This window comes from Sphingomonas arenae (genome assembly GCF_016924655.1).
GTDB classification, from domain to species: domain Bacteria; phylum Pseudomonadota; class Alphaproteobacteria; order Sphingomonadales; family Sphingomonadaceae; genus Sphingomicrobium; species Sphingomicrobium arenae.
This window is the reverse complement of record NZ_JAFFJU010000004.1, coordinates 60,055-81,118: the sequence shown is the minus strand read 5'-3', so window position 1 is coordinate 81,118 and position 21,064 is coordinate 60,055. Positions and strand designations below refer to the sequence as shown.

At 65.4% G+C, this 21,064-nt stretch carries 21 protein-coding genes; 14 read left to right on the top strand and 7 right to left on the bottom strand.

Annotated elements, in window-relative coordinates; all coding sequences use genetic code 11:
• Nucleotides 1-162 precede the first annotated feature (162 nt).
• The 4 genes from JT720_RS13090 to JT720_RS13075 are packed head-to-tail and all read right to left on the bottom strand — an operon-like array spanning nucleotide 163 to nucleotide 4,897.
• Entirely contained in the window at nucleotides 163-1,287 is a 1,125-nt protein-coding gene (locus JT720_RS13090) for a cell wall hydrolase (RefSeq protein ID WP_205481749.1), read from the bottom strand.
• On the bottom strand, nucleotides 1,284-2,039 hold the full coding sequence (locus JT720_RS13085; protein WP_205481748.1) for a WecB/TagA/CpsF family glycosyltransferase: 756 nt from the start codon (nucleotides 2,037-2,039) through the stop codon (nucleotides 1,284-1,286). The genes JT720_RS13090 and JT720_RS13085 overlap by 4 nt, the downstream gene beginning before the upstream one ends.
• Nucleotides 2,029-3,516, bottom strand: coding sequence for an exopolysaccharide biosynthesis polyprenyl glycosylphosphotransferase (locus JT720_RS13080; RefSeq protein ID WP_205481747.1), 1,488 nt, complete (start codon nucleotides 3,514-3,516; stop codon nucleotides 2,029-2,031). The genes JT720_RS13085 and JT720_RS13080 overlap by 11 nt, the downstream gene beginning before the upstream one ends.
• Nucleotide 3,517: 1 nt before the next feature.
• Nucleotides 3,518-4,897: a tetratricopeptide repeat protein gene (locus JT720_RS13075; protein WP_205481746.1), complete on the bottom strand. Its 1,380-nt coding sequence runs from the start codon at nucleotides 4,895-4,897 to the stop codon at nucleotides 3,518-3,520.
• Between the two features lie 160 nt (nucleotides 4,898-5,057).
• Between JT720_RS13075 and JT720_RS13070 the strand changes: the two genes are divergently transcribed.
• From JT720_RS13070 to JT720_RS13055, 4 genes are all read left to right on the top strand, one after another.
• Nucleotides 5,058-5,657, top strand: coding sequence for a polysaccharide biosynthesis/export family protein (locus tag JT720_RS13070; RefSeq protein WP_336512014.1), 600 nt, complete (start codon nucleotides 5,058-5,060; stop codon nucleotides 5,655-5,657).
• Nucleotides 5,657-6,907 carry a PorV/PorQ family protein gene (locus JT720_RS13065; protein WP_205481745.1) on the top strand — a complete coding sequence of 417 codons (1,251 nt, stop codon included), beginning with the start codon at nucleotides 5,657-5,659 and terminating at the stop codon, nucleotides 6,905-6,907. The genes JT720_RS13070 and JT720_RS13065 overlap by 1 nt, the downstream gene beginning before the upstream one ends.
• Before the next feature lie 38 nt (nucleotides 6,908-6,945).
• A complete protein-coding gene (locus JT720_RS13060) occupies nucleotides 6,946-8,343 on the top strand; it encodes a GumC family protein (RefSeq protein ID WP_205481744.1) in 1,398 nt (465 codons plus the stop codon).
• A gap of 115 nt (nucleotides 8,344-8,458) precedes the next feature.
• Nucleotides 8,459-9,175, top strand: a complete 717-nt coding sequence (locus JT720_RS13055) for a CpsD/CapB family tyrosine-protein kinase (RefSeq protein WP_205481743.1) — start codon at nucleotides 8,459-8,461, stop codon at nucleotides 9,173-9,175.
• A 51-nt stretch (nucleotides 9,176-9,226) separates the two neighbouring features.
• Here the strand turns inward: JT720_RS13055 and JT720_RS13050 are convergent, their stop codons facing one another.
• Complete coding sequence (locus tag JT720_RS13050; RefSeq protein ID WP_205481742.1) at nucleotides 9,227-10,057, bottom strand: SurA N-terminal domain-containing protein; 831 nt, start codon at nucleotides 10,055-10,057, stop codon at nucleotides 9,227-9,229.
• Between the two features lie 83 nt (nucleotides 10,058-10,140).
• On the opposite strand from JT720_RS13050, the gene JT720_RS13045 reads away from it, so the two are divergent.
• The 10 genes from JT720_RS13045 (at nucleotide 10,141) to ccoS (ending at nucleotide 18,902) form a co-directional block, all read left to right on the top strand.
• The gene (locus tag JT720_RS13045; protein WP_205481741.1) at nucleotides 10,141-10,398 is read left to right on the top strand and encodes an XrtV sorting system accessory protein; all 258 of its coding nucleotides are present in this window, start codon (nucleotides 10,141-10,143) and stop codon (nucleotides 10,396-10,398) included.
• Nucleotides 10,399-10,729: 331 nt separating this feature from the next.
• Nucleotides 10,730-10,945: a hypothetical protein gene (locus tag JT720_RS13040; protein WP_205481740.1), complete on the top strand. Its 216-nt coding sequence runs from the start codon at nucleotides 10,730-10,732 to the stop codon at nucleotides 10,943-10,945.
• Between the two features lie 186 nt (nucleotides 10,946-11,131).
• Nucleotides 11,132-12,838, top strand: a complete 1,707-nt coding sequence (gene ccoN, locus JT720_RS13035) for a cytochrome-c oxidase, cbb3-type subunit I (protein WP_205481739.1) — start codon at nucleotides 11,132-11,134, stop codon at nucleotides 12,836-12,838.
• Between the two features lie 9 nt (nucleotides 12,839-12,847).
• On the top strand, nucleotides 12,848-13,582 hold the full coding sequence (gene ccoO / locus JT720_RS13030) for a cytochrome-c oxidase, cbb3-type subunit II (protein WP_205481738.1): 735 nt from the start codon (nucleotides 12,848-12,850) through the stop codon (nucleotides 13,580-13,582).
• Complete coding sequence (locus JT720_RS13025; protein ID WP_205481737.1) at nucleotides 13,579-13,737, top strand: CcoQ/FixQ family Cbb3-type cytochrome c oxidase assembly chaperone; 159 nt, start codon at nucleotides 13,579-13,581, stop codon at nucleotides 13,735-13,737. The genes ccoO and JT720_RS13025 overlap by 4 nt, the downstream gene beginning before the upstream one ends.
• Nucleotides 13,730-14,644, top strand: a complete 915-nt coding sequence (ccoP, locus tag JT720_RS13020) for a cytochrome-c oxidase, cbb3-type subunit III (RefSeq protein ID WP_205481736.1) — start codon at nucleotides 13,730-13,732, stop codon at nucleotides 14,642-14,644. The genes JT720_RS13025 and ccoP overlap by 8 nt, the downstream gene beginning before the upstream one ends.
• A 52-nt stretch (nucleotides 14,645-14,696) precedes the next feature.
• Nucleotides 14,697-16,172, top strand: a complete 1,476-nt coding sequence (gene ccoG, locus JT720_RS13015; RefSeq protein ID WP_205481735.1) for a cytochrome c oxidase accessory protein CcoG — start codon at nucleotides 14,697-14,699, stop codon at nucleotides 16,170-16,172.
• Between the two features lie 29 nt (nucleotides 16,173-16,201).
• Nucleotides 16,202-16,615 (top strand): FixH family protein, encoded by a 414-nt coding sequence (locus JT720_RS13010; RefSeq protein ID WP_237219998.1) that lies wholly within the window; start codon nucleotides 16,202-16,204, stop codon nucleotides 16,613-16,615.
• Nucleotides 16,612-18,732 carry a copper-translocating P-type ATPase gene (locus JT720_RS13005; RefSeq protein ID WP_205481733.1) on the top strand — a complete coding sequence of 707 codons (2,121 nt, stop codon included), beginning with the start codon at nucleotides 16,612-16,614 and terminating at the stop codon, nucleotides 18,730-18,732. The genes JT720_RS13010 and JT720_RS13005 overlap by 4 nt, the downstream gene beginning before the upstream one ends.
• Nucleotides 18,729-18,902 (top strand): cbb3-type cytochrome oxidase assembly protein CcoS, encoded by a 174-nt coding sequence (ccoS, locus tag JT720_RS13000; RefSeq protein WP_205481732.1) that lies wholly within the window; start codon nucleotides 18,729-18,731, stop codon nucleotides 18,900-18,902. Before JT720_RS13005 ends, ccoS begins: the two co-directional genes overlap by 4 nt.
• 199 nt (nucleotides 18,903-19,101) lie before the next feature.
• Here ccoS and JT720_RS12995 read toward each other — a convergent pair whose 3' ends face one another.
• Both JT720_RS12995 and JT720_RS12990 read right to left on the bottom strand, forming a co-directional pair.
• A complete protein-coding gene (locus JT720_RS12995) occupies nucleotides 19,102-20,139 on the bottom strand; it encodes an LLM class flavin-dependent oxidoreductase (RefSeq protein ID WP_205481731.1) in 1,038 nt (345 codons plus the stop codon).
• Nucleotides 20,136-21,056: an ATP-grasp domain-containing protein gene (locus tag JT720_RS12990; protein WP_205481730.1), complete on the bottom strand. Its 921-nt coding sequence runs from the start codon at nucleotides 21,054-21,056 to the stop codon at nucleotides 20,136-20,138. The genes JT720_RS12995 and JT720_RS12990 overlap by 4 nt, the downstream gene beginning before the upstream one ends.
• Nucleotides 21,057-21,064 lie beyond the last annotated feature (8 nt).

Genomic DNA, 21,064 nt, shown 5'->3' with positions numbered 1-21,064 from the left:
CTGTTAACGGGCCTGCTGAGGACTAGCCCATTGTTTTGCAACGTTAACTGCAGGGTAACCGCGATTTCGCCCCTTTGTTAACCGCGGGATTGACGCCGAACTTTTCTGCGCACGATGTCCCCACCCGGTGCAGACACCCAGACCTCTGCCGCCTAAAGCGAATCAGCAGCTTGAAGGACGTCCCACCCGGAGTTCGTTGGCGCGGACGGCCTCCACCGACGTCCCGGGGCGCGAGGACTTGCAGCTATCCTGTTCGGCCTTCGTGGAGCGGGCCTTGGGCTGCGCGGGCGGTGCGGGCGGGGCGTCACCGTCCAGGATCAGCGTTCCGCGGGCGCTGTCCACCGCAAGGGATGCCTCGGGCTGAAGGGAGGGGATTGGCTGGTCATCGACGATCGGCTTTGCGGATGTATCTTCGGCCACCGGTGCAAGCGGTTGGTCCGTGTCTTCCGTGACCTTGAGAGCCTCTTCGAGAACTGCGGCCGAAGTTCCCGCCGAGACAGGGGGCGGCTCCACCCCGGGATGCCGCTGGTTGTATGCTCGTGCCGATCCGAGCGAGCCGCGCAGCCGGTAGAAGATGTGACGTCCGATCTGCGTCATCTTCTCGAGGGAGTCCGCCCAGTAGGGGACGACGTAATCAGCGTGATAGTGGGTGGCATAGCCAACCGGCGCATAGACTCGCCCCGCCAGGGCCTCGACTGCGAGTGCGTGAGAACGCGCCCACAAATATGCGGACGGCGGACGCAGCAGGGAGCCGTCGCAGGTGAAGGTGAACTGGCATCCTGTGGAGCGGGTGGAGCCCTGGTAGACCACACCACAGACCGTGTTCGGGTAGGCCGGGTGCCGGACGCGGTTCAGGACCACCTGCGCGACGGCCCGACCTCCTTCGACGCCCTCGGAGGCAGCCTCGTAGTAGATGGCCTGGGTGAGGCAATCGACGGCACGGAGGCGGCTGATCGCATCTGCGCTGAGCTTGAACGGGCGAGCCGGGGCGACCGGTCCGGACGTGAACGGCCGTTTCTCGTTCTCCAGCTTGGCCTCTTCCGGCGACAACGGGCGAAGCAGATCGGGAGGCGGCAGGTCGATTTTGAGCGCCGGCTCAGCGGAGTGGACCGAGACCTCCGCCTTCGTCGCCCGATCCTCCAAGCGCTCGGACGCAGGCCAGAACAGAACTGCGATCAGGCCGGCAATGGCCGCCAGAGTCAGCACGGACCCGACCAGAAACAGCCGGCTTCTGCGTGGCCCCACGGAGAGGTGGCGCACCGGGCGGTGACTGGAATGGACGTTCATCGCGCAGCCTGGCGCCGCCATCGTGCCGCGAGGACAAAGATGCGAGGACCTTCGACCAGGTAGCGTCGCCACATCCGGCCCGGCGCGCTGACCAGCCGATGCGCCCACTCCAGCCCAAGTTCCTGAACCACACGAGGGGCGCGGACCTGGTGCCCGGTCACGAATTCGAGCGCCGCTCCGATACACAGGGCCATGCCGGTGGCGCCGGGTTCCAGGCGGGTCTCGGCAGCGATCAGCTCCTGCTGGGGTGATCCGACCGCGATGAAAGTGAACCGCGGACGCTGGCGGGCGATGAAGGCGGCGGCCTGCTGCCGGGCCGCGGGATTCCGGACGAGCCCCATGGGAGGCAGATGCTGGACGAACTCGACGGCCGGGTAGCGGGTCCGCAGACCTTCGAGCAGGTCAGCATCCCCGCCGACGATGGCGATCCGATCTCCCGCCTCTACGACATGATCGAGGAGATGGTGGGTCAGGTCGCTTCCGGGCACCACCGGCAGATCGATCCCGTGCAGTCGCGCGAGGCGACTGAGCACACGACTGTCGCAGACGCACAGGTCGGCCTCAGCATAGATGTCGCGAAGCTGCGGCAGGCTGCCGGAGCTTTTCTCCAGCCGCACCACATGGTCGACATTCGGAGTCACCAAATAGCCGTACGGCGTGTCCCGCGTGACCCGACCCAGCCGCTCGACAACCTGGTCGAAGGTCAGCGGATCATAGGCGACATCGATGAAGTCGACGCGATCAGTAGGCATCGGAATCGAAGAACACAGCGCGAACGGTGGCGAGCAGGATCCACAGGTCGAGCCAGATGGACCAGCGGTCGATATACTCCTTGTCCAGCTCCACCCGCCGCTTGGCGCGCTCCACGGTGCGGATTTCCCCGCGAAGGCCCTTCACCTGCGCCAAGCCCGTGATGCCCGGCTTGACCCGGTGCCGGGCTGCATAGCCGCGCACCGCATCCTGGTAGAAACGATCACCCACCTTCATGTGCGTCGCATGAGGTCGCGGCCCGACGAGCGACATGTCGCCACGCACCACGTTCAGCAACTGCGGCAGTTCGTCGATGCTGAGCTTGCGCAGCACCCGCCCGACTGGCGTGATGCGGGGGTCGTTCTTGGTCGTCGTCTGCTCCGCATGCAGATCCGTCCGGTCGGCGTACATGGTGCGGAACTTGAGGACGTGGATGACCTCGTTGTTGAAGCCCACGCGAGGCTGCACGAACAGGACGGGGCCAGCGCTGGTCAGCCGCACCAGCAAGGCGACGATCGCGAGAACAGGGAGGACGAGGAGGAGCGCCAGGCCACCGAGAATCAGATCCTCGCTCCGCTTGACGATCTGATTCATGTCCCTGAACGGACGCTGCCAGAGCGTCAGAACGGGCACCATGCCGAGGAGGTTGACGCGATAGTCCGGCGCAAGCTCGATCGCCTGACGGGGAATAACCGAGACATCGACCGAAACGGCGCTGAGCTGCTCCACGATATCATGGATGCGCTGAACCGGCAGGTGCGGGACGCTGATCAGCACCTGGTCGATCTCGCCCCGCCGAGCCATGGTGGAGAGCTCGTCGAAGCCGCCCAGGAAGGGAAGGTCCGTGGACATGTCGGGACCGGGGCGGTCATCGGCGACGCCAACCAGCCGGAGATGCGGCAGCTGCAGGGAATTGAGCAGTCGCAGCGTGCTGTCGAGCGAGGCGGGATCGCTTCCGTAGAAGGCGATGCGCTGCCCGATCAGCCCCTTACGCGCGAGCCGGGCGAGCAGCAGCCGCAGCAGCGGCCGTGTCAGCGAGAGGCTCAGGACGAGAGCCAGCAGGTAGAGGACACTGGCTCCCCGCGAATAGGTATCGACCATGCCGAACTGGAACACCAGAGCGGACGCGACCAGGCTGCTGATCACGGCATCGAAGAGCGAATCTCCGTCATCGTCGAGGAAGTTCACCAGCGAGCGGCGGTACGCATGCTTGGAAGACCGGATGAGGATGTAGCATGCGGCCATTGTGGTGACGGCGAACAGGTGCACGGACGGCACCAGCAGCGCATCGAACAGCAGGTCGTAGGCCGCAGCTGCCATCGGAATGCTGATCGCGAAGCAGAACAGGTCCCGGACAAAGAGGATCGGGCCCACGATGTTGGACGTGAAGCGCACGGGGGTGCGAGCCTTTCCTCGCTCCTCTGGCGGAGGAGTGGCCGCGGGCGGCTTCTCCGCCAGAACCTCTTCACGCGCCCTCATCCTAGATAAACTCCCGGGTCAGCTCGGCATCGCGCTGATCACCGAACTCCTCATCAATACGTTGTGCTGCGTCTGCTCCCTCCGAGCGAGACACAAAGACTCTCAATGCCTCGTAAATGTTTCGATCTGCTGAAATCTGGTGGAAAGCGTTCCAAAGTGTACGTCCGGCCTGCTGGCGGTCGCCAAGCGCCATGTAGACTTCCGACAAGAGGATGTGCCCACCCGATTCCCCCGGCGCGACGGTCACCAGGCGCTGTGCGTCCAGTCGAGCCTGGCGCAGCCGGCCGAGCTGGAGCAGCAGGCGTGCCCGTCCTTCCAAGGCTTCGGCGTGGTTCGGATCCAGGCTCAATACCTGGCCGAAGCGCCTCAGTGCCTCCGGGGTTCGGCCTTGCCGCGCAAGGGAGGTTGCGAGAACGGCATTCGCGTCCGCGTTGTCGGCGTTGACCGGCAGCGTCGCTTGGGCAGCAACAACCCTTGCAGCCAGGTCCGGCGCACCCGCGCGATCGAGATAGGAGCCGTACAGCGGCTTCAAGGCATTGGGCGCAGATTGCCCGAGCGCTGCTGCATCACCGACGAACCCCCGGGGAGGACCGTAGCGCACCCAGCGATCCAGCACCCGGCGAATAAGCGCGGGGTTCGCCTCGGGCTTCAAAGTCTGCAACGAAACGCGCCGCGCGGTGTTCGCTTGGCCCGAGCGAAGCGCCGCCGTGATGGTCAGCAGGGCAATTTCCGTATCGCCAGGCTGCTCCTGCACGTAACGGCTGCCGTAGCTCGCCACCTTGGGCCACTCGTCACGTCGGTCCAAGATGCCGACCAGAGCCCGCAGGCTATCGAGGTCGGTCGGTTGCTGGCGGACCTGTTCCTCCAGCATGCGGATCGCCGCATCGCCGCGGTCAGTCCGCAGCAGGACGCGAGCCTTGAGAATCTTGGGGCCGGGCTCGAATGGCGACGCCTGCAGCAATTCATCGGCGATCCGTTCCGCTTCCTCGAAGTTGGATCGCCGAAGAGCCACATAGGCCTTGGTGATCTTTACCGAAGGATCATCGGGCGCCAGCAGGCTCAACTGCTCGGCATGCTCGTCCGCCATGGCCAGGTCACCGCCGCGCAGTGCAAGCTGCGTCAGCACCCGAAGCACGTCAGCATTGCTGCGCTCCAGCTCGTATGCACGCGTGAAAGCATAATAAGCGTCGGGAAGAGCGCCGAGCTGAAGCTGCACCCGCCCGAGCTCCGCCCAATATTGCGGATTGTCATCGTCAACCGCCACCAGCTGGAGCAGCGTGGTACGGATGTAGGGCAGGCTCCCGGTAGCGAGAGCCGCCTGATAGTTGTCGAACGCCGCCTGCGCCTTGTCCTCCCGCGAGCTGCACGCGGACAAAAACAAGGTGAGTGATAGTAGCGAAACGAAACAAGCTTTGCGCATTTGCGTTCGAAGATTCATTGAGCAGTTACCCTAGGGGCTATATCGGTAGCTGACCATGGTGCTTCTCACGAGGCTCGTTTTGAGACACAACAGCCTCGCAAGAGCGGGAAAGGGATTTTGAGTGACTTTACGTTTACTCGCCGTGGCGGCCTGCTTCTCCATGGCCGTTGCGGTTCCTGCGGCGTCCATCGCCCAGCAGGCGAGCCAGGCGGTCCCCGGACCAGCCTACCGGATCAACCCTGGGGATGAACTCGACATCCTTGTCTGGGGGGACGAGCGGCTGCAGCGCAGCGTTCGGGTGCTTCCGGATGGAACATTTGCCTTCCCGCTGGTCGGGCAGGTGGTCGCTGCCGGGAGGCTCCCTGCGGAACTGGAGCGGGTTATTTCGACTGGGCTGCAGCCGCAGTATCGAGGGCCGGTGCCGCAGGTCACGGTTTCGGTGAAGTCACCCGCCGGGTTCCAGTTCTCGGTGGTCGGTAAGGTGCGGGCGCCGGGCACGTACACGCCGGGCCGTTACGTGAACACGCTCGAAGCACTCGCGATTGCGGGGGGTCCGACGGAGTTCGCCCAGCTCGGCAACGTGCGCATCCTTCGCAAGTCAGGACAGCAGGTCGTCACGATCCGGGTCCGGCTAAACGATACGCTGCGTGGAGAAACAAGCCGGCTTTCGGCGGCGGAGCTTCCGCCGATCGAGAGCGGCGACACATTGGTGGTACCGTGATGACACATCGTTTCTTCATTCGCGCGGTTCTGTTGTGTGGCGGCGTCCTGGTTGGCGCGACGCCGGCTGTCGCCCAGTCGGCGCAGCGCACGTACGTCGACCTGACCGGAAGCATCGGTTATTCCACCAATCCGGGGTTGTCGCTGAGCGATGACTCGGCGAGCGTCTTCGGGCGGCTGTCCGTCAATGGCGTGCACTCGTGGCGCACGGAGCGGAGCTCGACCAGCCTGTCCGCTTATCTGGAAAACAGTTACTATCCAAATCGATACGGCAACAAGCAGCTGTTCGATCTGAATGCTTCGAGTTCGTACCAGGCGAGCGAGACCGTCAGCGTCTTCGGGGGCGTGAGTTTCAGTGGTGATTTCGGCGGACAGCTGGGAACGCGGTTCATCGGAGATCCGGTCATTCCGCCGCCCGCGACTCCGGTTGATCCGAGTGCCCCTCCGCCCACCACGGCGCCCGAGCCGGTGCTTCCGCCGCCGACCACGGTCGTGGACCCGGATTTGCTGGCGCTGTCGGGGCGCCAGTACCGGTTGTCCGGCAATGCAGGAGTTTCGATCCGTCCGAACGAGCGGGACACCTGGACCTTGTCGGCCGGCGCCCACCGGTTGTTCTATCCGAACAGCGATCGCGACTACACGACGTACGCTCTAAGCGGCGGGTACAGCCGTCAGCTGAGCGAGCGACTCAGCCTGGGGCTGCGGACGAGCGTTGTCCGTGCGGACTATCTCGGCAACGACAGCACGACCTCCATCAGCCCGCAGGTGACCATCTCAGCGCTGCTCGCCGAGAGCTGGTCGGCCGACGCGGCGGTCGGAGTCACCTACCGCAACCGCGATGTCGACGGCGACTCTGACGACAGCTTCGGGCTCGCGCTGGATGCGTCGGTCTGCCGTTCGCTCGAGCGGAGTCGCTTCTGCGGCCGGGTGGCGCGCTATAGCCAGAACACGATCGCAGCCGACCTGCTGACCACCACCTCGGCCGGGATCGACTACTCGCAGACCATCGACGAAAATTCGTCTTTCCAGCTTTCGGCAAGCGCGATCCGCTACGGCGGCCGGCGTGTTCTCGATCGCTCCGTCACCAGCAACTATTTCGTGACGTCTGCCGCTTACAACCGGCGGATCAACGATCGGCTGACGGGCGGTGTCAACGGCAGCGCCCGAAGGCTGACCCAGTCCGGGCCGGACCCCGACACGGACGTGTCAGCTTCGGTTTTCCTTCGATATAGGTTCGGTGACCTGCGGTGATTGAAACTCAAATCCGGCCACAAGGCGAAGGCGGGGGGATGGGGTGGTTCCTGAACCACCTCCCTACCATCCTGTGGCAACGCAAGCTGATCATCATCCTGAGCTTCCTCGCGTTGAGCCTAGTTGCGGTGATCGCCGCTTACTCGCTGCCAACGATCTACCGTTCCAAGGCAACCCTCCTGGTTCAGTCGCAGGAACTGCCTAGCGACATCGTGGACGCGCCGGCGACGGAGATCATCGATCGCCGGATTGCCCGCATCCGCGAGCGGGTGCTGAGCCGGGGCGACTTGATCGGCCTCATCGAGCAATATGACCTGTACTCGGAGGAGCGTCGGTCGCAGCCAATGTCGGTGATCGTCGACAAGATGCGGGAGGCGACCACCGTCGGTGCCCTGGAAGGCGCGAAGAACGAGGGCGGCGACAAGGGCAGCAACACCATCGCCTTCAACATGGCCTTTGACTATCCCGATCCGGGCAAGGCCCAGGCCGTGCTGCAGAGCTTCGTCACGCGCTTCCTGCAGATGGATACCGCGGACATCGAAGACCAGGCATCGTTGACGGTTCGGTTCCTGCAGGACCAGGCTGGCAAGCTCCAGGCCGAGATCACGCAGATCGAGAACCAGATCACTGCGCTCAAGGCCGCGAACGGTGCGACGCTGACCGGGGGCGGCATGCCGATGATGATGGACACCGGGTCCTACACGTCGCAGATCACCGCGCTTGAAGCGCAGAACCGGCAGCTGATGGCGCAGGCGCGCCGCCCAGCCTCCGCCAACCCCATGCTCGTAGAGGCGGAGGCAGCGCTCGCAGCGGCGCAGGCCCGTTACAGCGACAGCCATCCTGACGTCATTGCCGCGCGCGAGCGCCTCGCAACGGTTCGCAGCCTGGCGCAGGCTGGTGGCTCGTCGAGCGAGAATGCGATGATCCAGGAGCAGATCAACGCCAACAATGCGGCGATCGCGTCCCTGACCCGGTCGCGGAGCGAGGCTTTGGCGCGACTGCAGGCTCAGGCCGCCAACCAGTCACGCGCTCCGGTCATCATGGAGGAAGCGATGCAGATGGAGAATCGCGCCTCAACCCTGCGGTCGCAATATGCACAGGTCGCCAACAATCTCCTTCGCGCGCAGAACAGCGCTCGCCTGGCTTCGGAACAGCGGTCCGAACGCCTCTCGCTGGTGGAGCCGCCGAGCCTGCCCGATACTCCGGAGTCGCCCAACCGGCCGCTCCTGATCGCGGCTGGCGCAATCGTTGGTCTTGGCATTGGCTTCGTGCTCGCGCTGGGCCTTGAGTTGCTCGCCCGGCCTTTGCGCAGCCCGGCGCAGATCGAGAATATGGGATATCCCGTCCTCGGGGTGGTCCCGACCATTCAAGACCAAGTGAGGGGGCAGAAGCGCCGCTTCGACTTCCTGTTCAGGCGAAGGAAGCGCTTTGCATAACCATCAGTCGCCCATTCGAGGGCTCGCCGGCGTGACCGGAGACACTGTTCGAGGTGCCGGATCGTCGGTCCTGCCGACGCCCTCAGAGGCGTCCGTGGTCCCGTGGAGCCCCGCGTTGGCCAAGCAGCGCGGCATCTATGGCTTCGACAGCATCGACTCTCGATCACGCAGCTTCAACCTGATCCGGGCGAAACTGCTTGACTACCGGCGCGACCGGCAGTGGCGGATGATCGGCGTCGTTTCGGCCACTCCCAATGTCGGCAAGTCGTTCATCTCGGCGAACGTCGCTGCTTCCCTGAGCCGCGATCCGCGCCTGCAAACCTATGCGGTGGACCTGGACCTTCGGCGCGGGTCGCTGACCGACTCGTTCGGGCTCAATCCCGCGAACAGTCTTCGCGACTATCTCGAAGGGGCGCCAGGGGCAGATCGTCCTGCCGCCTTCGGGCTGGAGGGCGAATCATTGGTGGTCATGCCGACCGTGCCAGGGCTGGTCCATTCGGCCGAGCTGCTCGCCGGCGTTCGGGCGCAGACGCTGTTCCGGGAAATGCGGGCCTCGGACGAGCGCAACTTCTTCATTCTCGACATGCCACCGGTCTTCGCCAACGACGATGCGTCGACCACCGTTGCCCGGCTGGATGCCTATGTGGTGGTCGCGGAAGAAGGGCGTACGAAGACCCGGGAAGTGCGCGATGCGATCGCCTTGCTGGGCGAGAACCGCCTGGCGGGGGTGATCATGAACAAGTACCGCGGCGGCCTGCTTAGCGAAGGCTATGGCGTCGATGATTATTATTCCGCCGGTTACGGCGTGACCCGCGACGGCGGGGACAAGTAAGGCCGGAGGTGGAGAGGGGCAGCCTGCTCCTCTCCACTCCACTCTCGAAGCTTACTTGGCTGGCTGAGCTTGCGGCGCTGGGCCGTAACCTTCCTTGTACTCGATCTTCGCGGCCTGCCGGAGTGACTTGACGCGGTCCTCCATGAACTTGGCGCCATTCTCCCGACGCATCGCAGCCACCGCGATCGGCCGCGCTTCGGCACCGGCCAGCGGCGCAGGCTCCTTGCCCACGACCACGCTGGCGATGCTCCGCCCGCCGGCGGGAACGATAAACGGCTCGCCTTCAGGAAGCGCCCGAATTCGGCGGTACATGTCGGACGGGATCACCGCCGTGTCGATCCGGTTGCGACCACGCTGGAAGTTCACTCCGGCCTGGCTCAGCACAGTCGCAAGCTCGTCCAAGGTTTTGGTGCCGGCGATCCGCTGCTGCACCCGCGCGTCGGCTGGCGTCGCATACTGCAGCTGCTCCAGGTTCCAAAGTTCCCGCTGCGCGAACATCTGCGGGCGCGACGCCTGGAACTGGTTGATTTCCGTGGCGGACGGAAGCTGCGCCGTATTCATCTGCCGCTGCGCCAGCATGCCGATGAGCAGGTCCTCGGTGAGGCGCCGCTGGCGTGTCAAAAATTCGGGGGACTTGTCGAGGTTCTCTTCCTTCGCCTGCTGGGCAAGAAGGCGGCGGTCGATCATGGTCTGAAGGACCCGGGCAGTCACCAGCTTCTTGTCGGCGTCCGGCGGCAGATTGGCGTTTGCAAGCTCAGCATTCAGCTCATTCGCGGTGATCTCTTCGCCGTTCACGACGGCAACGGTTTGCCCTTCAGCCTTGCGATCGCAACCGGAAGCAATGAGAGCCAGCGACAAGGTCAGGATTAAACGATTACGCACGCGACCCCCATTTGAGATTTTTCAACAAACAGGACATAGCATTCGCTTCAGGGGCATGCCAATGCCGGTCCACGCGAGGAAACATGGAAACCGTCTACGACTGGGTCACTGTCGCGATCTTCGCGGGCATCATCGTGTTGTTCATGCAGCGCTCGATGTCCGATGAGGTCGACCGGGAAGGGGATTCCCTCTGGCTCTACCTCGCTGCCGGAGTTGGCTGCGCGGTCGCCAATTACTTCGGAAACGAGGATCAGCACGTCCTGGCGGTGTTGCTGATCGCAGGAACGCTCGCGTTCATCTTCTATTTTCTCAAGCCCTTCAGCTCCTGGCCGAAGGCCTGAGGGACCCCTGGACTCTGGTGGGCGCGGGCACACCCGCTCCTGACCGTTCAGCAGGTCGGCAGGCTCTTCGGCATCAAGGAGCGGCTAGTCCATCGCGGCAAGGGGCTGGTCCGCAGCGAGATCGGGCAAGAGCGGCGCGCATCATGTCAAACTCGAAACGACGAGCCCCGGTCGGTAAAGCAAAGAACGGTCATGACCAAAGCGGCAAGGGTCCGCAGGATTCGCGTGTCTGATCGAGAAATGGTAAGAGAGAGCAATCAGCACATCCCGTCCAAGCAGGTGCTGACCGAGAGATAGTGGAAAGCTCCCGCTTGCAGACGAGAGCATCCCCATGTCCTCCACCAAACCAGATCCATTCAGTTACACGGACTTCGATGCCCAGTCGGAAGCGGACGCGATCCTGAGCAATCTTCGCGCACTGCGGGATCAGATCGTCACCGCGTGGAGGGAACGCGCCGTTGTCCTCAGCCGGGAAGAGCAGGTGCGACTGCATGCCGAGGTCAAGCAAACCTGCGAGTTCCTGACACAGCTCACGCGATCGAAGTAGGGGAGACGCTCGACGAAGCGTTGGGTCCTCAGCGCGTTGAAATCGTGCGCTCGGACGCCCGTGTGGTGACTGCCGGCTGGCACGATCCATCGGCCGCAGCTTCTACTCACATAGGTAGATTTCCGTAAGGAAGGCGGTCGTTCATCGGCGCTAGTTCGCTCCTGCAAACAAGCGGGCTGGGAACGCATGGAAAAAGTATTGATGAGGAGCGGGGGCTGGCTGCTCGTGGCGCTGGCTGCCCTGGTGATGATCGCAGCGTCGGCCGACTTCGGCTTCTCGGTCCACATGGGGATCGTCGCGGCGGCGGCGCTTGCCGTCGTGGTGGTCACCCTGCGCAAGGCCGATGACGCCCAGCTCGCGGGACTGCCTTTCTCCCGTCAGCCGGACGAGACCCGCTACGACGACGACCCGGTCCGCTGGGGTGTGCTCGCCACCCTGTTCTGGGGCGTGGCCGGCTTTGCGGCCGGCCTCTACATCGCGCTTCAGCTGGCGTTTCCCGCGCTCAACCTCGGCCTCGAATATACCAGCTTCGGGCGCCTGCGGCCGCTGCATACGTCCGCCGTCATCTTCGCGTTCGGCGGCAACGCGCTGATCGCGACCAGCTTCTACGTCGTGCAACGCACCTGCCGGGCGCGCCTGGCCTTCCCGAGCCTCGCCCGTTTCGTCTTCTGGGGATACCAGCTGTTCATCGTCCTGGCGGCGACCGGCTACCTGCTCGGCATCACGGAATCCAAGGAATATGCCGAGCCGGAATGGTACGTCGACCTGTGGCTGACGGTGGTGTGGGTGGCCTACCTGGCGGTGTTCGTCGGCACGCTGGTGAAGCGGCGCGAGCCGCACATCTACGTCGCCAACTGGTTCTACCTCAGCTTCATCGTGACCATCGCGATGCTGCACGTGGTCAACAACCTGGCCATTCCGGTCAGCTTCGTCGGCTCCAAGAGCTACTCGCTCTTCGCCGGTGTCCAGGATGCGCTGACGCAATGGTGGTACGGCCACAACGCGGTCGGCTTCTTCCTGACGGCCGGCTTCCTCGCGATGATGTACTACTTCGTGCCCAAGCAGGCCGAGCGTCCTGTCTACAGCTACCGGCTGTCGATCATCCACTTCTGGTCGCTGATCTTCCTCTACATCTGGGCGGGTCCGCACCACCTCCACTACACGGCGCTGCCCGACTGGGCGCAGACGCTGGGCATGGTGTTCTCGGTCATGCTGTGGATGCCCAGCTGGGGCGGCATGATCAACGGCCTGATGACCCTGAACGGGGCATGGGACAAGGTCCGCACCGACCCGATCATCCGCATGATGGTCATGGCGCTGGCCTTCTACGGCATGGCAACCTTCGAAGGCCCGATGCTGTCGATCAAGGCAGTCAACAGCCTGTCGCACTACACCGACTGGACCATCGGCCACGTCCATGCCGGAGCGCTCGGCTGGAACGGCATGATCACCTTCGCTTGCGTCTACTATCTCGTGCCGCGCCTGTGGCAGCGTGAGCGGCTCTACTCGCTGCGCATGATCAACTGGCACTTCTGGCTCGCGACGCTGGGGATCGTCTTCTACGCCGCTGCCATGTGGGTGGCCGGCATCATGCAGGGCCTCATGTGGCGGGAGTATGGGGCGGACGGCTACCTCGTCTACTCCTTCGCGGAAGTCGTCCAGGCGATGATCCCGCTCTACGTGATCCGCGCCTTCGGTGGGCTCCTCTATCTCGCCGGCTTCCTGATCATGATCTGGAACGTCGCCCTGACCCTGAAGGGCCGGGTGCGGGTCGAGAAGCCGATGACCGAGACTCCCCACAACCCAATGAGCGACCGGCCGCTTCCGGCGCCCGCGTCCAAGCCAATCAAGCCAGCCCTGGCGCCCACGGGCACCCTGGTTCCCGCCGAGTAGGACCGACACATGGCAAGCAAAGTGTTCAGCCACGCCACCATTGAGCGAAACGTCACCCTGCTGGGCGTGCTCTCGCTCATCGTGGTCACCATCGGCGGCATCGTGGAGATCGCGCCGCTCTTCTGGATCGACTCCACCATCGAGAAGGTGGAGGGCGTCCGGCCCTACACCCCGCTCGAACTCGCGGGCCGGAACATCTACGTCCGCGAGGGCTGCTACAGCTGTCACAGCCAGATGATCCGCCCCTTCCGCGACGAGGCGGAGCGCTATGGCCACTACAGCCTCGCCGCGGAGAGCATGTACGACCACCCGTTTCAGTGGGGATCCAAGCGCACGGGTCCCGACCTGGCGCGCGTGGGCGGGCGCTACTCCGACGAGTGGCATGTCGCGCACCTCAAGGATCCGCGGGCGGTGGTGCCGGAGTCGATCATGCCGGGCTACTCGTTCCTCGCCGAGCGTGAGCTGTCGGCAGGGGACATGGGCGCCGACCTGCGCGCGCTTTCGCTGACCGGGGTTCCGTACACGGACACCGACATCAAGCAGGCCAATGCCGACCTGCTCGCCCAGGCCGATCCCGATGCCGACAGCGCCGACCTCCTGAAGCGCTATCCCAAGGCGCAGGCCCGCGATTTCGACGGCGACCCGAAGAAGGTCACCGAAATGGACGCGCTGGTCGCCTATCTCCAGATGCTCGGCACGCTTGTGGATACGAAGAAGGCCGCCGCCCAGGAGCAGGTGCGGTGAGCTACGACACCTTCCGTCACTTCGCGGACAGCTGGGGGCTGCTGTTCATGGCCATCACCTACCTGGTGCTGGTGGGCTGGGCCTTCCTGCCCCGCAACCGGGGCCGCAACCGCGATGCCGCGACGATGATCTTCAAGGACCAGGACCATGGCTGAAAAGAAGCGCCTCGACGAGGCCACCAACACTGAAACCGTCGGTCACGAGTGGGACGGCATCGAGGAACTCGACACGCCGATGCCGCGCTGGTGGCTGTGGACCTTCTACGCCACGATCGTCTGGGGCCTGGCCTACACGATCGTGTATCCCGCCTGGCCGCTGGTCAGCCGCGCCACGGCAGGCGTGTGGGACTGGTCCAGCCGGGGCCAGCTGGAACAGGAGCTCGCCGCCGAGGAGGCGAAGCGGGCGCCGATCCTGTCGGCGATTGCCGCCACCCCGGTCTCCGAACTGCAAGGGAACCCGCAGCTCTTCCAGGCCGCGGTCGAGGGCGGGCGCGCCGCCTTCCGCGTGAACTGCGTCCAGTGCCACGGCTCGGGCGCGACCGGCAGCAAGGGTTATCCCAACCTCAACGACGACGACTGGCTCTGGGGCGGTGACATCGAGGCGATCCACACCAGCATCGAAAAGGGCATTCGCCAGCCGGGGCATGAGGACACGCGCATGTCGCAGATGCCGGCGTTCGGCCGCGACGGGCTGCTGCCCCCGGACCAGATTGCCGACGTCGTCGCCTTCGTCCGCACCGTCAGCCGCCAGCAGCCCGCAAGTGCGGCGGCCCTGCGCGGCAAGGCGCTGTTCGCGACCAACTGCGCCGCCTGTCACGGCAATGACGCCAAGGGCAACCGGGCCGTCGGTGCGCCCAACCTGACGGACGCCATCTGGCTCTACGGCGGCGACGAGGAGTCGCTCACCGAGACGATTTACGGCAGCCGCAATGGCGTCATGCCGCGCTGGGGCGAGAAGCTCGACCCGGTCACCGTCAAGATGCTGACCGCCTACGTACACTCCCTAGGTGGCGGCGAGGCGAAACCGGTGCAGACGGCCATGACGGGGGCTGCAGCGAAGTAGCAGCCCCGCCGCGGGCTGCTTGTGCCCGTCGTCTGGGGATTGGTGAGGAAACATGGTCAGCCCGTCGGATCTCGTCGGTACCGGCAAGAAGAAAAGCTTGTACGCCAGGCGGCAGCCCGTCTTTCCCAAGGCGATCGACGGGCCCTTCCGCCGCTTCAAGTGGCTGGTGATGGCCGTCACTCTCACCATCTACTATGTGACGCCATGGCTGCGCTGGGACCGGGGCGCGAACAACCCGGACCAGGCCGTGCTGGTCGATCTTGCCAACCGGCGCTTCTACTTCGGCCCGCTCGAGATCTGGCCGCACGAATTCTACTACGTGGCCGGGCTGCTGATCATGGCCGGCATCGGGCTGTTCCTCGTCACCTCGGCGGTCGGCCGCGCGTGGTGCGGCTATGCCTGCCCGCAGACCGTCTGGACCGACCTGTTCCAGCATATCGAGCGGTTCATCGACGGTGATCGCAACGCGCAGGCCCGGCTGGCAAAGGCGCCCTGGACACTCGGCAAGATCGCGCGCCGCGCCCTCAAGTACGGCATCTTCCTGCTGGTATCGCTGCTGACCGGCGGAGCCTGGATCTTCTACTTCGCCGATGCGCCCACCTTGACCCGGGACTTCCTCGCCGGCGATGCGGCCTACGTAGCATACGCCACCGTAGGGCTGCTGACCGCGACCACCTTCGTCTTCGGCGGCTTCATGCGGGAGCAGGTCTGCATCTACATGTGCCCCTGGCCGCGCATCCAGACCGCGATGATGGACGAGAAGACGCTCATCGTCACCTACAAGGACTGGCGCGGGGAGCCGCGGGCGCGCGGCCGCCGCACCGCGGAACTCTCCGACATCGGCACGCCCGAGAAGCTCGGTGACTGCATCGACTGCAACCAGTGCGTCGCCGTCTGTCCGACCGGCATCGACATCCGCAACGGTCCGCAGATCGGCTGCATCACCTGCGCGCTATGCATCGATGCCTGCGACAGCGTCATGGCGAAGGTCGGCAAGCCTCGCGGGCTGATCGACTACGCCACCCTGGACGACTGCAAGGCGGAGGCCGCCGGCGCCCGGCCAAAACCGGTCTGGAAGACCGTCCTGCGCCCCCGGACCCTGATCTATTTTTCGCTCTGGAGCGGGATCGGCCTCGCCATGCTGTTCGCGCTGGGCGAGCGCACCCGGATGAGCATCAGCGCCCAGCACCAGCGCAACCCTGCCTACGTCCAGCTCTCGGACGGACACGTGCGGAACAACTTCACGGTGAAGCTGCGCAACATGGAGCTGCGTCCACGCACGTTCGAGGTCCGGCTCGAAGGACTGCCCGGCGGCACCATGTGGACCTCAGGGCAGGAGCGATCGGCCGCCGGCACCACCGTCCGGACGGTTGTTCCCGCCGACACCCTCGCAAAACTCCCTATTTTCGTGGCCGCCCCGGGTGAGGGAGAAGAGAACGACACCTTCCTCTTCACCGCCGTGGCCCTGTCCGGCGACACGCGGGAGGTGGACCAGGCCGAAGCCAGTTTCGAGAGACCCGCACGATGATCGCCCGGAAGCCATTCAACGGACGCCACATGACGGCCATCCTGGTTGCCTTCTTCGGGGTGGTGATCACGGTCAACATGGTCATGGCGACGCTCGCGACCCGGACCTTTGGCGGCGTGGTCGTCGAGAACAGCTACGTCGCCAGCCAGCAGTACAATCGCTGGCTCGCCGCCGCGCGCAAGCAGGACGCACTGGGATGGTCGATCCACTCCTCGCTGGATGCGCATCGCCGGGTCGAGGTCGCCATCTCCGTCAAGGATGCGGAGTTGACCGGGTTTGCCCGTCATCCGCTCGGACGTGCCCCGGACCTTGCCCTGACCTTCACCCGGGCGGCCGACGGGCACCTGCGCTCGAACCAGGCTCTTCCGCAGGGCCGCTGGTCCGTCCACCTGCTCGCTCGCAAGGGCTTGGACGAGGCGCGTCTCATCGAGACCCTCTCGTGACCGCGCAGAGCCGCATCGACGTTGGAGAGCCGGTCGAGCGCACGATCCTGGCTGTTCCCGGGGTACGCTGCGCCGGCTGCATCTTGAAGGTCGAGGGCGGGCTGGGCAGCTTGCCCGGGCTGGTTTCCGCGCGGGTCAATGTCTCGACCAAGCAGTTGAGCGTCGCTCACCTCCCTTCGCTCCAGGTGCCGGCCCTCGTCGAAGCCATGCGCAGCCTCGGCTTCGAGGCGCAGCCGCTCACACAGGCCGCAACCGCCCGGCCCGACGGGGAGAGCAAGAGGCTGATCCGCGCTACGGCCGTTGCGGGCTTCGCGTCCATGAACGTGATGCTGCTATCGGTGTCGGTCTGGTCCGGTGCCACCGGCGCCACGCGCGACCTGTTCCACCTCCTGTCCGCGCTGATCGCCATCCCCACCATCGCCTACTCGGGCCAGCCGTTCTTCCGTTCGGCATGGACCGCGCTCCGACGCGGCCGCACGAACATGGATGTTCCGATCTCGATCGGCGTCCTGCTGGTCACCTTGCTCAGCCTCTACGAAGCGCTGACCAGCGGCCCGCACGCCTATTTCGACGGCGCCGTCATGCTGCTGTTCTTCCTCCTGGTCGGGAGGGTGCTGGACAGCGTTATGCGCGACCGCGCGCGGGATGGCGCCACCGCCCTCCAGCAGCAGACCGCTGCGGGAGCGCTGGTCATCCATGATGACGGCCGAAGCGAGTGGCTGCGGACCGAAGCCCTCCAGCCCGGAATGCGCATCCTCGTGGCGGCGGGCGAGCGGCTCGCTGCGGACGGGATCGTCGAGGAGGGCAAGAGCAGCCTCGACGCCTCGCTGCTCACCGGGGAAACCCGCCCGCAGCCTATCCGGCAGGGGGGCGAGGTGCACGCCGGTGTCCTCAACCTCGACTCGCCTTTGACCGTTCGGGTCACCGCGGCGGGGCAGGACACGAGCGTTGCGGAGATCGCGCGGCTGATGGAGGAGGCGGGGCAGGGGCGTTCGCGCTACGTCCGCATCGCCGACCGTGCTGCCCGGATCTATGCGCCCGCTGTCCACACGCTGGCCGCCAGTTCCTTTCTCCTATGGCTGGCCATGGGGGCGGGATGGCACCAGTCACTGCTGATCGCGGCTGCCGTGCTGATCATTACCTGTCCATGTGCCCTGGGGCTGGCGGTTCCGGCAGCCCAGATCGTCGCCGCGGGCTCACTGATGCGCGCTGGCGTACTCGTGAAGGACGGCTCGGCGCTGGAGCGCCTTGCCGAGGCGGACCGCGCCCTGTTCGACAAGACCGGCACCCTGACTCTCGGCCGGCCCGAGTTGGTCAACGCCTCCGTCATGACGCCGGAGCAGAAGCAGGTCGCACTGGCGCTGGCACGCTCCAGCCGCCACCCCTTGTCCGCCGCCCTTCGCCGCGCCTTGGAAGCCGAGCAGGTGCGTGCCGCAGACCTCACCGACCTGCATGAGGAGCCGGGGCGGGGCGTCAGCGCCCTCTATGGCGGGATGGAGGCTCGCCTGGGCCGTGGGGACGCGGACGGCTCTTTGTCCACCACTCTCATCATCAACGCCGCTGCCCCCGTACGCCTGACCTTCGAAGACCGGCTGCGCCCGGACGCTGCGGAGGCGCTAGCTCGCCTGCGCAGCCTCGGGATCGATTCCTCCGCTGCCAGCGGCGACAATGCGGCTTCGGTCGCCCGGGCTATCCAGGGCCTCGGGCTCACGGCCCAGACCAGCATGAGCCCGCAGGACAAGCTGCACGCCATCGCGCGCCTCCAGGGCTCGGGCCACAAGGTGCTCATGGTCGGAGACGGCCTCAATGACGGGCCGGCCCTAGCCGCAGGGCACGTGTCCATGGCTCCAGCCTCCGCCAGTGACGTTGGGCAGAATGCCGCCGACGCGGTGTTCCTCGGCGACGCCTTGATGGCCATCCCGAAGGCCGTCGTCGCGGCCCGCCGCACCCTTCGGGTCGTCCGGCAGAACTTCGTGATCGCGATCGGCTATAACGCGATCGCCGTTCCCCTGGCACTCGCTGGCAAGGTGACGCCCCTGGTTGCGGCACTCGCCATGTCGGGCTCGTCGATCATCGTGGTCGCAAACGCCCTTCGCCTGAGGAATGCGGCCCGATGAGCGGTCTGGCCCTCCTCATCCCCTTGGCTCTGTTTCTGGGCCTGTCCGGCCTGGCCGCCTTTTTCTGGGCCATGAAGCGCGGCCAGTTCGAGGACATGGACGGCGCCGGGATGCGCATTCTGATCGACGACGATCAGCCCTTGCCGCCTCCCGCAGGCGATCCCTCGTGACCGCTCCGCTGCTTGGACTCGCGGCGTGCCTGCAGATGGTCATGACCGTCTGCTGCCTCGGCCCCATGCACCATGAGCCCGCCCGGACACATGGAACTCACCATGGGCAGCCGGACCGTCCTTCCACGCCCGATCTCCCGATGGGATGCCACGCGACGCTAGGCTGCGCCGCTCACCGCCGGTCCGAAGGTGAGGGCGACTAGGCCGCGCGGCGCATTGGCGCGATCACCTGCTCGGCGAAGCGGTCCATCTCCTCGGCCTGGGGGCTCATCTGCAACAGCAGCAGGTCGAGCCCGGCTTCCTCATATTCCTCGATGCGCTCCCGGAGCTGCTCAGGAGTGCCGACCAGGTTGGGACGCAGACCTCGGTTGGAGACGCTATATTCCTGCAACTTCAGTTCGCGCTCCAGCTTCGTGCCGGACAGCCACTGGTCGAAATTGTCGAACCCCGCCGGCGGCTTCGGCGGAAGCTGGGTGATGCGTTCGAGCTCACGTTTGGCCTCGGCCTCGCTGTCGCGCACGATCGCGAATGCCGCCATTCCGAACTGCATCGGAGGGCCGGCCGCACGCTCCCGCCGCTGCGCCATGTTCGCGACCTTGGGCCGGATCGCATCCACCGGGTCGCCGTGCATCACGTAGGCGTCGCATTGCGTGGCGATCATCGTTTTCGCCGCTTCGCTCTCGCCTCCGGCGTAGATGGTCGGCCTCGGCTTGCGCACGGGCTTGGGTTCGCAGATCGCCCCATCCAGGCGGTAGCGCTCGCCCTCGAAGCTGAACCTCTTCTCGCGCCACAGCCCGTCGATGACCTTCAGCCACTCCGACGTGCGGCCGTAGCGATCGTCATGCTGGTCGAACTGCAACCCATAGGACTGCGCCTCCTGCGCCCACCAGGACGACACCACGTTCAGCGCCAGGCGACCGCCGGAGATGTTGTCGATGTTGGCCGCCTGCTTGGCGAACAGCGCGGGCTGGTGGAAGTTTGGCCGAACCGCGACCATCAGCTCGATGCTCGACGTCACCGCCGCCAGCGCGGCCGCTGTCGACCAGGCATCCAGCGCCGGCTCCTCGACGCCCTTGATGTCGTTGAGGTTCAATTCCGCGATCAGGCTGAGGTCCCAGCCGGTCTCCTCGCTGCGCTGGGTCAGCCGCCGGACGTAGTCCCAGCTCGCCTCCATCTTTTCGTCCGGGATGTTGCGCAACCAGCCGCCAAACACCGGCATCCAGTAACCAAACCTCATGACTTCACCTCGGCGATGATGGACTGGAGCATGTCGACAAGCCGCTCGTGCGGATCCCAGCCCAGCACCTCCAATGGCTTGGCGACGAAATTCGACAGCGCGTTGATGTCATAGAAGCGCGGGCGGCCGTCACGATCATCGATGACGACCTCGACACCGCCGACGTCCAGTCCGACCGCTCGGGCGATGCCTTCAGCGGCGCTGACCACGTCGGCCGAGGGCTGCACCGCTTTCATCGTGACGGCTGCGCGGCCTGGCTGCACCTGGCAGGCGTCGGCAGGGCATAGGTCGAAGGTGTCGCCGGTGGACACCTCCAGTGCATAGAGGAAGTTTCCGGCCAGCGTCTCGATGCGCAGGATGGTGTCGCCGCGTGCTGGCACATAGTCCTGCAGCAACAAAACCTTATCGATGGACTCTGGCACGGTTCCCTCAGCAATCGAACGCTCCAGCTCCTCGCGACTATCGTAGCGGACGATGCCTGCGCCGGAGCCGCCGATGTTCGCTTTCGCAAGCAGCGGGTAGGACATGCCCTCGGCAGCAGTCGTCAGGTCCTGGGCGCGATGCACTACCCGCGTGGCCGGAACCGCATGCCCCAGCGACGCGATGAGAGACAGCTGCCGCGCCTTGGAGGAGTCGATAGCGAGCACCTCCGGCCCGTTCAGGATGCGTACCCCCGCTCGGCACCAGTGATCCAGCAAGGCTTGCGCGTAGAAGATCGGGTGCTCGGGTTCGCGCAGAAATCCCGACATCGCCACGCGGCTGAAGATGACCGGGGCGGGAGGCTCCGCGACCACGGGATCGAAGGCGTGGTCGGCCAGGGGAATCTTGACGTAGTTGATGCCGCGCCGGTCGAGGGCGGTGAAGAGCGGCTCGAACCAAAGCGGGTGCTCGTAGAGGATGGCAAGATCGGGCGACATGGAATTCC

Excerpts from the sequence above, each read along its gene's own strand:
- ccoN (WP_205481739.1), top strand. The coding sequence starts at position 11,132 with ATGGAAAAAGTATTGATGAGGAGCGGGGGCTGGCTGCTCGTGGCGCTG.
- ccoO (WP_205481738.1), top strand. The coding sequence starts at position 12,848 with ATGGCAAGCAAAGTGTTCAGCCACGCCACCATTGAGCGAAACGTCACC.
- JT720_RS13010 (WP_237219998.1), top strand. The coding sequence starts at position 16,202 with ATGACGGCCATCCTGGTTGCCTTCTTCGGGGTGGTGATCACGGTCAAC.
- JT720_RS13045 (WP_205481741.1), top strand. The coding sequence starts at position 10,141 with ATGGAAACCGTCTACGACTGGGTCACTGTCGCGATCTTCGCGGGCATC.
- JT720_RS13085 (WP_205481748.1), bottom strand. The coding sequence starts at position 2,039 with ATGCCTACTGATCGCGTCGACTTCATCGATGTCGCCTATGATCCGCTG.
- JT720_RS13090 (WP_205481749.1), bottom strand. The coding sequence starts at position 1,287 with ATGAACGTCCATTCCAGTCACCGCCCGGTGCGCCACCTCTCCGTGGGG.
- ccoP (WP_205481736.1), top strand. The coding sequence starts at position 13,730 with ATGGCTGAAAAGAAGCGCCTCGACGAGGCCACCAACACTGAAACCGTC.
- ccoG (WP_205481735.1), top strand. The coding sequence starts at position 14,697 with ATGGTCAGCCCGTCGGATCTCGTCGGTACCGGCAAGAAGAAAAGCTTG.
- JT720_RS12990 (WP_205481730.1), bottom strand. The coding sequence starts at position 21,056 with ATGTCGCCCGATCTTGCCATCCTCTACGAGCACCCGCTTTGGTTCGAG.
- JT720_RS13060 (WP_205481744.1), top strand. The coding sequence starts at position 6,946 with ATGGGGTGGTTCCTGAACCACCTCCCTACCATCCTGTGGCAACGCAAG.
- JT720_RS12995 (WP_205481731.1), bottom strand. The coding sequence starts at position 20,139 with ATGAGGTTTGGTTACTGGATGCCGGTGTTTGGCGGCTGGTTGCGCAAC.
- JT720_RS13065 (WP_205481745.1), top strand. The coding sequence starts at position 5,657 with ATGACACATCGTTTCTTCATTCGCGCGGTTCTGTTGTGTGGCGGCGTC.
- ccoS (WP_205481732.1), top strand. The coding sequence starts at position 18,729 with ATGAGCGGTCTGGCCCTCCTCATCCCCTTGGCTCTGTTTCTGGGCCTG.
- JT720_RS13080 (WP_205481747.1), bottom strand. The coding sequence starts at position 3,516 with ATGAGGGCGCGTGAAGAGGTTCTGGCGGAGAAGCCGCCCGCGGCCACT.
- JT720_RS13040 (WP_205481740.1), top strand. The coding sequence starts at position 10,730 with ATGTCCTCCACCAAACCAGATCCATTCAGTTACACGGACTTCGATGCC.